Consider the following 13107-nt stretch of genomic DNA (forward strand, 5'->3'; position numbering starts at 1 on the left):
CTAGTTTAAGAATATAATATATTACAGTATAATAGTAATATTTTCTATAAAACATACAATTTAATATAGATAATCAGTGCTTAATATTACCCAGCTTAGTTCTTTTAATGATTTTATTACTGGTATGAATATATTTCTTAAATCACCACGTAATAGATTAATTCTTGATCCTAAACCTCTTTATACTTTAGGGTCAGCAAAACTATTGTGCTATAAGAAATTTAATAAAAATGATCCTATAATATTATTTATACCATCATTAATTAATAAACATTATATCTTAGATTTAACCGAGGAACAAAGCCTAGTAAGATTTTTAGCAAAACAAAATATCAATGTATTTATGCTAGTCTGGAACAATCCTATCCAACGTGAAATAAAGTTTTGCTGCCAAAACTATATTAATCAACGCGTTATCAATATAATTAATTTCTTAACTAAAAAATATAATAAACCCATATTGCTCGCTGGATATTGTATAGGAGGACTTTTAGCCCTATCCGCTGGTATTAAAAATAGTAATGTAAATGGTATAGTATTACTTGCTACACCGTGGTATATTAAGCAAAATCCTTACTTTCCTTATATTACAAAACATTTAGAATATATAATTGATCAATATGATTTAATCCCTCCTGAATTAATTAGATTGTTATTTTACTTTGCCAACCAAGCTCAAATATATAAAAAATTCATTAATTTTGCAAATTCTAATAAAACTTCTAAAGAAGCTAGTCTATTTATTGCTGCAGAACACTGGGTTAATGATGGAATTGCTGTTACAAATAAAGTTTTACATGAAGTTATCAATCTTTATAAAGGAGATGAGGATTTATTGCATACACTATGTCCCACTGTATCAAATTTTAAATTACCGGTATTAATTATAGCTCCTAAATATGATAGGATGGTACCATATTCTTCTGCGACTCAGCTTACAACTGTGTTACCTAATCATACATTAATATCTCCAGCATGTGGACATATAGGCATGATTATTGGTAAAGAAGCTAGAAAATCCGTATGGGAGCCTTTACACGAATGGGTTCAAGAATTTTATAGATAATGGAACTGTCATAATCAAAAAATTTTTTGAGGAACGCAGACAAATTTTTATGACAAAATTACCAACCAAAGATCTGATTGCCACAATTCCATAAACATTATTTATATAATATATATCCTTCACCTCTAATAGATTGTACATATAATGGCTTTTTGGGATCATTCTCAATTTTGTTACGTAACCTAATAATTTGTACATCTACAGAACGCTCATTTATCCCACCACATAATTTAGCGAGTGTACTACGTGAGACTATTTGATGAAAATTTTGGGCTAAAATAAATAATAAATTCGCTTCAGTTTGAGTTAATAATATATTTATACCTCCTTTAGTTAACCGATGGTTAACTAAATTAAATTCACATTCTCCAAAACAAATGATATTATTTGCATTATCTCGTTCTTTTGTAGTACTTCTTGAGATAATCTTACCAACACGTAATAATAGTTCCCTAGGTTCAAAAGGCTTAGAGAGATAATCATCTGCTCCACTTTCCAGACCGCTTATTCTTTCTTCTACTTCACCCATAGCAGTTAGCATTAATATTGGTACATCTGACTTAGCACGTACCATACGTGCAAATTCTTTACCTGTTTCACCAGGTAACATAACATCTAGTATCAATAAATCGAAGGTGAAGGTGGTAAATAACTTTCGAGCTTCTATAGTATCTTGAGCTGTAGAAACTAAAAATCCCTTACTGTAAAGATACTTACATAATAGTTCTCTAATTCTGTTATCATCATCAACCACCAAAATATGTGATGTATCTTCACCAATTACCACTATATCTCCATTACCTATTAGTATATTTGCTACTATTTTAACAGTCCTATAGTAATTTAGAAAGGCTGACGACTTTTAATTGCTATACTTAATGTATTTTCATCCAGATAATCCAATTCTCCCCCTACAGGAATACCATAAGCTAATCTTGAGACTTTTACATTATGGTCTTGTAATAACTCTGTAATATAATATGCAGTTGTTTGACCGTCGATAGTGCCGTTAGTAGCCAAAATCACTTCATTAACCTGATTATTATTTACACGCTGTAATAATTTATCTATATTTAGATCTTTTGGAGTTTTATTTTCTGAAACTGATAATGTACCTCCTAAAACATGATAGTTACCTTTAAAAATATTACCACGTTCCATAGCCCATAAATCTGTAACAGATTCTACCACGCATATTGTGTGCTGTTCACGTTTATGATCTTTACAAATATGACATGGTTGATGAATATCTATATTACCACAGTTATCACAAATTTGCATAAATTCTGATACTTCTTTCATTGCATGAATTAAAGAGTTCATAAAGCTTTCCCGATGCTCTAACATATATAACACCGCTCTCCTAGCTGATCTAGGGCCAAAACCAGGCAATTTGGATAACAAATACGCCAACCTATCAATATAGTTTTGATCCATAATTAAAAAGGTAATTTAAATCCAGGAGGCAAATTCAAACCGCCTAGCATACCAGACATACTTCCTTCAGAAGATTCATCTAGTTTTTTCTTAGCCTCTTTAAAAGCTGTGACAATTAAATCTTCTAATATCTCTATTTCATCTTTATTTCCAAGAGAAGGATCTATTTTGATTTTTAATAGTTCGCCTTTTCCATTAATAATTACTTGCACTAATCCTCCGCCTGCTTGACCCTCAAATTCTGTACTTGCTAATTGCTCTTGCATTTTAGCAAATTTTTCCTGCATAGCTTGCATTTGCTTCATTAATTGACCTGGATTAATCAATCTATCCTCCTATAAAATTAAACTGTTATTTCTCGTACATCTACTACATTTGTTCCATCAAACTGATCCAAAATTTCCCTTACAACAGGGTGTGATTTTGCTTCAGTCTTTGCTTGCTCTTTGATTAATAATTTCTGTTCATTAATAGTAGAAACATTACAATCATCTTGCGTTTCAATTATGGACCATATATCTCCAGTCCATTCTAATAATAATTGTTTCATTTTTCTTATTACATCTTTTGAAACCCAGTTATTTATTTTTATGACCATCTCATTAGGTGAAAATTTTACTATTCTTATATCATCTACCAAATGATGGTATATTATTAATTCTTGTTTTGCATAAAATATTGCCACCAGTTCTTCATAGCTAGCTATTTTTTTATTCTCCACAATATCTAGTTTATTTGTCTTTACAGAGTTTTCTAGTAAAGTATTTAATATACTTTCTTTTATAGTATTATCTTCTAAATGCTTTTCTTGTGTTAATTGTGAGTTTCCAGCTGCTATAGTGTTAGCCTTAAAGCCATTTTCATTTGCAATTACTGTATTTTGTGTATTCTCTATTTTCTTGAGTAAATCTAAAGGAGAAGGTATTTTAGATAAATAACATAATCTAATAATAACCATTTCTGTTGCACTAATATCAATAGGAGCATTCTTAACTTCAGCAAGTCCCTTAAGCAACATTTGCCATATAAGTGTCAATGATGAAACTTCAAGTAACTTAGACAATTCTAAACTTTTATTACGATCAAATTCAGGTAATACCCTAGATTCTGCAAGCGAAGGTACCATCTTAATTTTAGTAATTAAATGGGTAATTTCAAGTAATTCTTCAATTAAGATTGTAGGATTCACACCATCATAATAAAGTTCATGCAACAACTCTATAGCTTCTTTTGCCTGACCTTTCAAAATCAATTCTAATAAACTAAAAAGACTCGTCTTGCAGCTGATACCAAGCATTTGCCTAACAGCTTCATCAGTAATAGCTGTTTCGCTATCTGAACAAGCTATTGCTTGATCAAGCAAAGATAAACTATCTCTAACTGATCCTTCTGATTTAGCGATAATTAAATCCAAAGCCGCTTGCTCAATTTTTACGTTTTCTAAGTTAGTGATATTCTGTAAATGGTTTATTAATGCATCATTAGACAGTCTTTTCAAATCAAAACGCTGACATCTAGATAAAATAGTAATAGGTATTTTTTTTACTTCAGTGGTGGCAAAAATAAATTTAGTATGAGCTGGAGGCTCTTCTATCGTTTTTAACAGTGCATTAAAGGCGTTAGTAGAAAGCATGTGTATTTCGTCTATAATATAGATTTTCATTTTACCCATTAAAGGTAAATAATTTACGCTTTCAATAATCTCTCTAACATCTCCTACCCCAGTTCTACTCGCAGCATCCATTTCTATAATGTCAGGATGACGCTCTTCACTACATGCCATACAATTAGCACATTTTCCACACGGAACTATAATGGATTGGTTTAGGTCTAAATCAGTGCAATTAATTGTTTTAGCAATAATACGAGCCGTAGTGGTCTTACCAACTCCTCTCATACCCGATAATAAAAAAGCATGTGCTATACGCTGCATTTTTATAGCATTAGACAATGTACGAACTAATACTTCTTGCCCTACTAAATTATTAAAATTATTAGGACGATATTTACGAGCCAGCACTTTATAAGTTTGTTGTTCAGATATTGGTAACACAAGTTTTATTATTTGGTAATTTAAGTTAATTTAAAATATATAATTATAGATTTTATCATAATACTACAACTTTTATTATTACACCTTATTTATCAATCTATCAATCACATTTATACCAAAAATAATTTTTATATTTTATCATTTTATAAATATAGTTAAATATTATTAATAATAGTTACAGGTCTCTTGACGTTAATGAAATTATTCATTATTATGAAACATATTTCTTTATATATGAGGTATATATGTCAAAGAGAAAAGATAAAGGTAAACAAAGAGAGGATGATATTATCCCTAGCTCTCAAGAGGTTAAAATACATTCTGATACTAAAACGTTGATTAAAGATCTACCTAGCATTATTAAAGAGGGTATTAAAAAACCAGGCAATATACTTAATTTAAGTATTATAGGATTTGCTGCAGTATGTAATGCTATACTTGCTCATACTAGTTTAACAGTAAGCTTTATATTAGCTGGCATAAGTTGCCTACAACCTGCTGTTACTGATTTTGGTTACAATTATAAATTAATAAAAAATGAGTTATTAAAAAATAAGGATATAAAAACTTTGCAGGATAAAGCCTTAGAAATTACCAAATTTATTTGGCCTGGAATTGTGGCTGTGGTAGTTGGAGCATTATTTTTTGGTCTGCATATCCGTTTATATAACCAGGGAGCTGAAGTTGTGAGTTCAGTACTCCTTGCAGTTGGCACTTTTGTAGCAGGTAGCGTGCAGATGTTAGTGAAACCTATGATCAAAAGGGAAATGGCGAGAAGAAATCCCCCTGCTCCAATGGTAGGAGAAAGAGAAATCTTAATATCTCCTGCAATACAAGCTGCTGAGGAGCTTGAACAGGAAGTTGCTAATACTATTCTAAATCAAAAAGTAGAAGAGCTCAGTAAATTAATTACCGCACAAAATAGTAAATTCCTTACTAAAACTTCTAACATAAAACAAACTCTTATGGAGCAGAAAACAGGAATTGATAGACTTAATAATGAAAAGAGTAATTTACAAGCAAGCAATAAAACTTTTAATACAAGAGTAGAGGAGCTTACAAACGACAAAGCTCAATTAACTGAGCAACTTGAGCAAAAACAAGATCAAATAGACAAACTACAAGCAGAGCTTAATTATTTACAGCAGCCCGTGCGTGAAAAGCCAATTCATGAAATAGGGTCAGCTAATATCAATAGAATAAAAAATAACAATAATTCTCAAGGTGAAATTTCGGTTATTACACGTTAACAAATTATAAACTAATAACAGGTAATTAAAATGAAACAAGAAATGATAATTTTTGACATAAGAGATACAAACTTTCTAGAACATATCGAAAAAGCGATAGAAAATTATCCTGATATTGAAATAATAAATGATAAAGATCCTAAGAATAGAAATCAAGCTTTTCTTCATCGATTAGCATATACGGAGTTCACTAGTTATATTGCATATTTTTTGGAAAAAGGGATCAATATTTATGCACTTGATGATGATAAATTAAATCCGCTGCATTGTGCTGTTGGATGCGCTTCCCTTTGTAGTAGGCAAGTGCAATATAAACATACATTACCATATACTTATCAAATACTTAGATTATTACTTAACTATGAAGCAGAGCAAAGGGCATATTTTCTAGAGAAATATCAAGATTTGCCTTGGCTTAAAGATCAACTTGACTATCGAAGTCGTACTCCTTTAATGCGTGCAGAAAAACTTGATGAAAGCCCAGGTAAAGAAGTGGTAGAGGAGTTAAAAAAAGCACTTAAAGAGCAGGAAGCTTATTATCAAGAATGTTTAGAAGCTAAGGCAAAAGGCATAGTTCTTACTCCATATCATAAAAAGTTTTTGCCAGAAATAATAAAATCAACATCCATAGCTGAAGAAAAGCAGGAAAAAACTTGGAAAGACAAAACTTGGAGTGAAAAAATACTAGAAGGGCAAAACTCTAGCTTAAGACATAGGTCCAAATCAGATGAACCTTTGCAAACTAAACAAGAAGCAGCGATGAAATCAATTTCTAGATCTATGGAAGTAGAAAAATCAGAAGGAGAAAAAGCGCCTTTACTGGATCATAATGGCCGTGATGAAGGAAGTTTTGTAGAAAAAATAATGGGATGGTTCACTACTGGCCAGAACTCCTCAAAAACTAAAGAATTATAGCTTTTTAATTGAGAAATGAGGGCATAGATGTTAAGGACGAAAGGTAAAGGCAGAGCAGACACTATTACTTTTGATCAACCTGAAGCTAAAATACGCTCGAGCAATAATCGCAGAACTTTAATAGGTGAAATACCTAGCATTATTAAAGAAGGTATTAAAAAACCAGGCAATATACTTAATTTAAGTATTATAGGATTTGCTGCAGTATGTAATGCTATACTTGCTCATACTAGTTTAACAGTAAGCTTTATATTAGCTGGCATAAGTTGCCTACAACCTGCTGTTACTGATTTTGGTTACAATTATAAATTAATAAAAAATGAGTTGTTAAAAAATAAGGATATAAAAACTTTGCAGGATAAAGCCTTAGAAATTACAAAATTTATTTGGCCTGGAATTGTGGCTGTAGTGGTTGGAGCATTATTTTTTGGTCTGCATATCCGTTTATATAACCAGGGAGCTGAAGTTGTGAGTTCAGTACTCCTTGCGGTTGGAACCTTTATTGCAGGTAGCGCGCAGATGTTAGTGAAACCTATGATTAAAAGGGAAGTGGCGAGAAAAAATCCCCCTGCTCCAATGGTAGGAGAAATAGAAATATTAATCCAAAATGAAGCACAGCTTGCCAAGGAGTTAGAAACAGAACTTAGCACTAATAATGTTATTATAAGTCAAAAATTAGAAGAATTAGCTGGATTAATTAAAGTCCAAAATGACCCCATTAATATAAAAGTTATGAATATACAACGAATACTTACTGAAAAGCACAAAACAATAGAAGAACTAACAGCGCAAGTGAATAATATTACAGAAGAAAGAAACTTGGCTAGAGAAGCAGCAGAAAAATTTACACAAGCAAATGAACAGTTAACTCAACAACTGGAGCAAGAACGAGAAAAGGCAAAGGCATTAAGAGATAAACTTGATTCTTCACAGCAGCCTGTTCCTCAAATAAATACAGCTGTAGCAGCGTGTCAAGAATCAATATCAATTCTAATGATGAAATATCAGTATTTATACGCTAAGGAATTATTAATTAATAATAGGTAATTAAAATGAAACAAAAAATTATATCTCTTGATATGAAAGATCCCCATTTTATAGAATGTGTAGAAAACGCAATTGAAGAATATCCTGATATTGAGATAATAAATTTTAAAGATTCTAATAACAGAAATAGAACCTTTCTTCATACATTACCATATACTGAATTTTCTAAATATGTAGCATATTTTTTAGAGAAAGGAGCTAATATTTATGTACTCGATAAGGAGAAATCAAATCCTTTACACTGTTCTGTCGGTCGTGCGGTGAGTTGTATTATAGATGATCAGCATAAGTCTACAGTCCCAAATTCTTATCAAATATTTAGGCTGTTGCTTAACTATGAAGCAGAACAAAGGGCATATTTTCCTGAAAAATATCAAGATTTGCCTTGGCTTATAGAACAACCTGATGATATAAAGCATACTCCTATCATAAAAGCAGAAAAATTTGACAAAAGCCCAGGTAAAGAAGTGGTAGAAGAGCTAAAAAAAGCACTTAAAGAGCAGGAAGTTTATTATCAAGAATGTTTAGAAGCAAAGGCAAAAAACATACCCCTTATGCCATATCACAGGAAGTTTTTACCAGAAATAATAAAATCAACATCCATAGCTGAAGAAAAGCAGGAAAAAACTTGGAAAGACAAAACTTGGAGTGAAAAAATACTAGAAGGACAAAACTCTAGCTTAAGGCATAGGTCCAAATCAGATGAACCTTTGCAAACTAAACAAGAAGCAGCGATGAAATCAATTTCTAGATCCATGGAAGTAGAAAAATCAGAAGGAGAAAAAGCGCCTTTACTGGATCATAATGGCCGTGATGAAGAGGGTTTTGTTTCAATGCTAAAGAGATTGTTTATAAGTAATACTGGCTCTGATAAGGTGAAAGGACTATAAGAAATTACACTGTCAAACAAAAAATGATATAATCTTCTGTTACGTGATCTACACAAATTTTTTAAAGCAACTAAGTAAGGTGAAATTGCTTAGTCTATATTTAATAAATGTTTTGACGAGTAACCAAGATTTAACTAATATACGTCACGCAATTAAATATATAAATTCTTTGCTATTATCATTATATTGGTAAATTTTTAAATCTATATCTAGTATACGGTTACCTATGTTAATTCAACTTTACAATAGCTTATCAAAATCCAAAGAGAGTTTTACCCCTCTAATTCCTGACAAAGTAGGATTATACGTATGCGGTCCTACAGTATATGATTATCCTCACCTTGGAAATGCTCGTTCTGTTGTGGTGTATGATATTTTGTATAGATTATTATGTGAGTATTATGGAAATACTAATGTAACTTATGTACGTAATATTACCGATGTGGATGATAAAATTATTACCAGTGCACGTAACCAAAACTCTTCCATACAAGATGTTACTACTAAATTTACCAAAATTTTTCATGAAGATATAGACGCTCTAAATTGCTTATCTCCATCAATAGAGCCTAAAGCTACCGAACATATTGAAGAAATGATTTATTTAATACAATCTTTAATTGAAAGGTCTCATGCTTATATATCCAATTCTCATGTCTATTTTGATATTACCAGTTTTGCAGATTACTGCAACTTATCTGGCAGGACAATTGAAGAAATGATACCAGGTAGTAGAATTAATATTGATCCAAGCAAAAAACATCCAGGTGATTTTGTATTATGGAAGCCCGCAGATCATGAAGATGATTCTTCCTCTATATTTCAGAGTCCCTGGGGTGAAGGTAGACCAGGATGGCACATAGAGTGTTCTGCGATGAGTATAAAATATCTAGGCCCTAATTTTGATATACATGGGGGAGGATCTGATTTAATTTTTCCTCATCATACTAATGAAATAGCACAAAGTTGTTGTTCAGGCGATAAGATTAATTTTGCTAAATACTGGGTTCATAATGGCTTTCTAACAGTAAATGGTGAAAAAATGAGTAAATCCTTAGGTAATTTTACTACTGTGAGAGATTTACTAAATAAAGGAATAAAAGGCGAAGTTATACGTTATCTTTTACTTGCAACACACTATCGAAAGCCATTAGATTTTAATGAAAAATCTTTAGGAGATGCACAAAAAGCTATGGATAGTTTTTACCGCGCTATACTTAAAGATTCTACTACTAATAATAGTAGTAATATAGATAATTCTTTATATACTGCAATTTGTGATGATTTAAATACCCCAGAAGCAATTTCTGTTTTGCACTCATTAGTCAGAGATATTAATAAAGAAATGATAGAGGAACGAAAACTGCAGCTAATTCAGATCTTAAAAAAATCTGCTAATTTTATAGGACTTTTAACCTCTACTCCAGAGCAATGGTTTCACGATATTAGCAACGATCAGCAAATGATAGAGCAAAAAATTTTAGAGCGAACTAAAGCTAAGTTAGAAAAAAATTGGGAACTAGCAGATCAAATTCGTAACCACCTACAAGAACAAGGGATTCTTTTAGAAGATACGAGCAGTGGTAAAACTTTGTGGCGTAAAATATAACTTCTTTTTGTAATTACTTATGACGCAAATACAAAAACCTATAATCATTTTAGTCAATCCACAACTTGGAGAAAATATAGGTGCAGCTGCAAGAGTGATGTGGAATTTTGGTCTGGAACATTTACGTATAGTAAATCCTAGGGACGAATGGCCTAATGAACAAGCTTTAAGTGTTGCCGTACACGCATCACACGTAATTCAAGAAGCAAAAATCTTTTCTTCTCTTGAGGCAGCAGTTGCTGATATCAATATATTATACGCTACTACTGCCAGAAAACGTTATTTAAATAAGACTACCATTACCACACGTAATATGTCAGAAGAAATATATAAATCTAGCCTAAATTCTACTATAAAAACTGGAATTATGTTTGGCCCAGAAAGAACTGGTTTGCATAATGATTACTTAACTATAGCAAATAAATTAGTATTAATTCCTACAGAATCAAATTTTTCTTCTCTAAACTTGGCTCAAGCAGTAGGTATTATTAGTTATGAGATTTTTATGGCAAAGATTAATAATATTCCAAACGCAAATTTAAATCCTACCTATGAATTAGCTGATCATCAAGATATTCTTAGCTTTTTTAAACATCTAGAATCTATATTAGATCATAAAGACTTTTTTAAAGTAGCAGAAAAAAGAGAAGGTATGATCAATAATATACGTAATATTTTTAAACGTGTCACGCCACTCACCAAGCAAGATATTAGAACTTTACATGGAATAATCCATATCTTAAGTAAGTAATAATTCTTATATTATTATCTTCCTGTATCCACGTTTATAGTGAAGTAATATTTAAATTACTTAAGCTATATTTTGTAAAATTATCACAGAAGAAATATATGTTAATATATATTACCGTTACTACTAACTAACTTAATATATTATAGCATCTTACCTATTTTATAATATAGTAAATTAATTTACCTTTAGTAATATAATAAAAACAGTTGAAGTTTGATTATTTGAAGCGAGGAGAAAAGCCTACTATAGCAGATTAACTTGTTTTAGGGCTAGCAGAGAAAAACTTATTAATAAAAAACTAGAACAAATAGCATCCTTAAAACAAAAAAATCTATAATTTTTAAGGAGATATTATGAAGAAAATATCAGCAGTTTTTATTATAGTATTATGTACTATCCATCCATCTATAGGCTTTAGTTTGGTGAACGCTCAAGTTCCGAATAGTTCATTAATAGCAGAACCCTCTATGGGGTGGATAATTCCCATGAATTGGAATTTAATATACTACCCTAAAAGCTCTATATATAATACAACTTCAAATCAATCCAGTACCTCTATACCAAAATTCAATAGTAAATATGCGATCTTAGGTATTGTTAGCGGTTTAGCTCAAAACGCTTTATTTGAAGGGCAGAATTCCCAAGGTCTTGGATTTAGCGCTAATTTTTTGCCTGGATTTACGGAGTGTCAAACTGTAACTAAAGATGACAAGCTATATATTTCTATTTTAGAATTTGGCAAATTTATACTGAGTTCTTTTGCAAATGTATTAGATGTAATGGATAATTTACCTCAATTTAAACTTTGGGCAGAAGAACAGAGTAACTTACTGATTCCGCCTAGATTACATTTTTTAATTACCGACAAAACAGGTGAAGTGATAATCATTGAATTGATCAATGGACAAATGAAGGTTTTTAACAAATATGATGAATTTTTAACAACCAAATTATTCATCCCTATTTCTACATGTTATTATCCCAATTAAATTTGATGTTATAGTCAAGGCAATTTATTTACAAGTATTAAATAATATATTAAAGTAATTTATTATTTTGTAATAAGGATATCATAAAATGTTAACACAAGAACAAAAAAAATTTTTCAATATGGTTAAAATAGGGGATATAGAAATATTAAAATCTATGCTTCAATCTTCGCCTAATCTATTACATACAAAAGATGAGCAAGGTAGGACAGCCATACATATAGCTGCTAGTTGTGGGATAAACTATATAATAGAGTTTTTAGAAAAAGAAGGCATACCAATAAATGAAAAAACTCTTGATGGAAGTACTCCCTTATCCTTAGCTACTAAGGATCATCATACTGATATAGTACAATTTTTACAACAAAAGCCCCAAACTATTTCTAATATAAATTCTGTAAGCAATCCAACTCAATCCAGCGTATTACCTTTATCAAATAAGGATATCGTTGAAAATTTAAGAAGAATAGGCCAAAACATACATAATAAAGATAATTCTCCCCATACTATACCAACATTCCAACCCGTCCAGCCGCTATCTAACTCTAATATGAATCCTACGCCTATTACTCAGTCCAATCCATCTTCTTTCTCTAATAACAATAATAATAGTGCACACGCAAATTTAACGGACAAAATTCACTCTTTAATCAAAGCTAATATTGATTTAAAAAAAGATAATACTGAGTTAAAAAAAGCTAATAATGAGAAAGACCAAGCACTTGCTCAAAAAAATTTAGAAATATTGCAATTAAAATATAAATTAGAATTTGCAGAACAATTAATTAGTAAAAATATAAATGTTAATCCTAGTGTTAATTCTCAAAATAGAAATAATTTCCAAACCCAAACTGAAGGAACACGTACTACATCTACTAGTTCTGCTACAACTCCATTCCTTACCCAAATAAATAATAATATTTCTGAAAAAATTTCTAACAATGAGATAGCGGCAAATATTGAACCATTGGAAGTTATAGCTACTCTTGCAACTATTAAGTCTGAAACTCCTAATTTAACCTTTCAAGAGCGAGAAAATAGGAAAAGAAGTGTAAATTCAGCGGAAATAGGGAGTAATAAAAATTCACGCACTGTCTAAA

Annotated in this window: 13 protein-coding genes; 9 read left to right on the forward strand and 4 right to left on the reverse strand. The window is 30.9% G+C overall.

The genetic code is table 11. The features are described from left to right. Nucleotides 1–76 precede the first annotated feature (76 nt). Nucleotides 77–1066: a hypothetical protein gene (locus NOVO_06740; GenBank protein ID AIL65696.1), complete on the forward strand. Its 990-nt coding sequence runs from the start codon at nt 77–79 to the stop codon at nt 1064–1066. A 97-nt stretch (nt 1067–1163) separates the two neighbouring features. Here the strand turns inward: NOVO_06740 and ompR are convergent, their stop codons facing one another. The 4 genes from ompR to dnaX_2 are packed head-to-tail and all read right to left on the reverse strand — an operon-like array spanning nt 1164 to nt 4556. After that, nucleotides 1164–1853, reverse strand: coding sequence for a Transcriptional regulatory protein OmpR (gene ompR, locus NOVO_06745; GenBank protein AIL65697.1), 690 nt, complete (start codon nt 1851–1853; stop codon nt 1164–1166). Between the two features lie 56 nt (nt 1854–1909). Then, nucleotides 1910–2503 (reverse strand): Recombination protein RecR, encoded by a 594-nt coding sequence (recR, locus tag NOVO_06750; GenBank protein AIL65698.1) that lies wholly within the window; start codon nt 2501–2503, stop codon nt 1910–1912. Between the two features lie 2 nt (nt 2504–2505). Continuing rightward, entirely contained in the window at nt 2506–2808 is a 303-nt protein-coding gene (locus NOVO_06755; GenBank protein ID AIL65699.1) for a YbaB/EbfC family DNA-binding protein, read from the reverse strand. A gap of 38 nt (nt 2809–2846) precedes the next feature. Further along, nucleotides 2847–4556, reverse strand: a complete 1710-nt coding sequence (dnaX_2, locus tag NOVO_06760; GenBank protein AIL65700.1) for a DNA polymerase III subunit tau — start codon at nt 4554–4556, stop codon at nt 2847–2849. 245 nt (nt 4557–4801) lie between these two features. Here dnaX_2 and NOVO_06765 point away from each other — a divergent pair, with 245 nt between their 5' ends. The 8 genes from NOVO_06765 (at nt 4802) to NOVO_06800 (ending at nt 13106) form a co-directional block, all read left to right on the forward strand. Further along, the gene (locus NOVO_06765) at nt 4802–5806 is read left to right on the forward strand and encodes a hypothetical protein (GenBank protein AIL65701.1); all 1005 of its coding nucleotides are present in this window, start codon (nt 4802–4804) and stop codon (nt 5804–5806) included. A gap of 30 nt (nt 5807–5836) precedes the next feature. Beyond that, entirely contained in the window at nt 5837–6721 is an 885-nt protein-coding gene (locus NOVO_06770) for a hypothetical protein (GenBank protein AIL65702.1), read from the forward strand. A 27-nt stretch (nt 6722–6748) separates the two neighbouring features. Beyond that, the gene (locus NOVO_06775; GenBank protein AIL65703.1) at nt 6749–7768 is read left to right on the forward strand and encodes a hypothetical protein; all 1020 of its coding nucleotides are present in this window, start codon (nt 6749–6751) and stop codon (nt 7766–7768) included. A gap of 5 nt (nt 7769–7773) precedes the next feature. Beyond that, nucleotides 7774–8658, forward strand: a complete 885-nt coding sequence (locus NOVO_06780) for a hypothetical protein (protein ID AIL65704.1) — start codon at nt 7774–7776, stop codon at nt 8656–8658. A 226-nt stretch (nt 8659–8884) separates the two neighbouring features. Further along, nucleotides 8885–10267: a Cysteine--tRNA ligase gene (gene cysS, locus NOVO_06785; GenBank protein AIL65705.1), complete on the forward strand. Its 1383-nt coding sequence runs from the start codon at nt 8885–8887 to the stop codon at nt 10265–10267. Between the two features lie 19 nt (nt 10268–10286). Then, complete coding sequence (gene trmJ / locus NOVO_06790; GenBank protein AIL65706.1) at nt 10287–11018, forward strand: tRNA (cytidine/uridine-2'-O-)-methyltransferase TrmJ; 732 nt, start codon at nt 10287–10289, stop codon at nt 11016–11018. 353 nt (nt 11019–11371) lie between these two features. Then, nucleotides 11372–12007, forward strand: a complete 636-nt coding sequence (locus NOVO_06795) for a hypothetical protein (GenBank protein AIL65707.1) — start codon at nt 11372–11374, stop codon at nt 12005–12007. 88 nt (nt 12008–12095) lie between these two features. Next, nucleotides 12096–13106 carry an Ankyrin repeat protein gene (locus NOVO_06800; protein AIL65708.1) on the forward strand — a complete coding sequence of 337 codons (1011 nt, stop codon included), beginning with the start codon at nt 12096–12098 and terminating at the stop codon, nt 13104–13106. The last annotated feature ends 1 nt before the right edge of the window (nt 13107 follow it).

This window comes from Rickettsiales bacterium Ac37b, from assembly GCA_000746585.2.
Classification (GTDB): domain Bacteria; phylum Pseudomonadota; class Alphaproteobacteria; order Rickettsiales; family Arcanibacteraceae; genus Ac37b.

Excerpts from the sequence above, each read along its gene's own strand:
- recR (AIL65698.1), bottom strand. The coding sequence starts at position 2,503 with ATGGATCAAAACTATATTGATAGGTTGGCGTATTTGTTATCCAAATTG.
- NOVO_06755 (AIL65699.1), bottom strand. The coding sequence starts at position 2,808 with ATGAAGCAAATGCAAGCTATGCAGGAAAAATTTGCTAAAATGCAAGAG.
- NOVO_06765 (AIL65701.1), top strand. The coding sequence starts at position 4,802 with ATGTCAAAGAGAAAAGATAAAGGTAAACAAAGAGAGGATGATATTATC.
- NOVO_06770 (AIL65702.1), top strand. The coding sequence starts at position 5,837 with ATGAAACAAGAAATGATAATTTTTGACATAAGAGATACAAACTTTCTA.
- NOVO_06775 (AIL65703.1), top strand. The coding sequence starts at position 6,749 with ATGTTAAGGACGAAAGGTAAAGGCAGAGCAGACACTATTACTTTTGAT.
- NOVO_06780 (AIL65704.1), top strand. The coding sequence starts at position 7,774 with ATGAAACAAAAAATTATATCTCTTGATATGAAAGATCCCCATTTTATA.
- cysS (AIL65705.1), top strand. The coding sequence starts at position 8,885 with ATGTTAATTCAACTTTACAATAGCTTATCAAAATCCAAAGAGAGTTTT.
- trmJ (AIL65706.1), top strand. The coding sequence starts at position 10,287 with ATGACGCAAATACAAAAACCTATAATCATTTTAGTCAATCCACAACTT.
- NOVO_06795 (AIL65707.1), top strand. The coding sequence starts at position 11,372 with ATGAAGAAAATATCAGCAGTTTTTATTATAGTATTATGTACTATCCAT.
- NOVO_06800 (AIL65708.1), top strand. The coding sequence starts at position 12,096 with ATGTTAACACAAGAACAAAAAAAATTTTTCAATATGGTTAAAATAGGG.